The following is an 857-nucleotide window of genomic DNA, read 5'->3' as shown; positions in this document are numbered from 1 at the left end:
CCCGCACCCGTCGTATCGACAGCCCGCGCCGTCCTTCGACCCGATCGCGCCGGGATGACACCGGAGGCCGCCCCGGGCCCCGCGAAGGGCTCCCGGCCGCCCACCCCCAGCGCGGGCGGACGCTCCGGGTCGACGCCCAGTACCGCCAGACGCAGCAACAGCCGCTGCTGGTCGGAGCGTCGGGCGAGCACCTCCCGGACCATGTCGTGCAGCGCCCGCTCGGACAGCTCCGGGCAGTCGAACCGGGCCGTCCCGTCCCACGCCGGCCGCCACCGCGCCTGCCCGGCCTCCACCACCAGCAGGGCCACGAGCGCCCAGAGGGCCTCGTGCAGGGAGCCGTCCCAGGCCGGCTCCCCGAGGTCCCGTTCCGTGCGGGCCGCGAACTCCCGGGACAGCTCGCCGCGCCGCCCCTCGGCGAGCAGCCGCAGCACGGTCGCCGCGCTCGGTCGCGAGGCCCGCCGCCGTACGGCCGCCGCCCCGCCGACCGCCTCCCACCCGCCGTCCGCGCCCGCGCCGTACGCCCTCGCCGCGTCCACCCGGTCGGCCGCGCGGAGCAGCGTCCGCGCCCGCGCGCGGGCCCGCCGCCCGGCGGCCAGGTCGAGCCAGGCCCGCCACAGCAGGGACCGTTCGCCACCGGCCGTACGCCCGAGCCGGGCCACGATCGCTCGCCGGTCGGTCGGCAGCAACTCGTACGCCGGGACGCCGCTGTCCCGGCCGGCCGGGGTGCGCAGGCCCGCCAGCCGCGCCAGCCGGGCCTCCAGCGGAGGGTGGGCGTCCCGGCGCCCCCCGGCCGCCGTCCGGTGCGGCGTCCGGCTCGCGGGCCGCGCCCCCGTACGGCGCCGCGGCCACCTCCGCCC

General features: G+C 81.3%; 1 pseudogene. It reads right to left on the bottom strand.

Annotation, left to right across the window (positions count from 1 at the left end):
- A pseudogene (locus ACSNOD_RS31500) lies at positions 1 to 857 on the bottom strand (hypothetical protein); the annotation flags it as partial.

Source organism: Streptomyces sp. URMC 123 (assembly GCF_051386515.1).
In the GTDB taxonomy this organism is placed as follows: domain Bacteria; phylum Actinomycetota; class Actinomycetes; order Streptomycetales; family Streptomycetaceae; genus Streptomyces.
The sequence above is the reverse complement of the archived record's forward strand: the minus strand, read 5'-3'. Positions and strand labels throughout refer to the sequence as shown.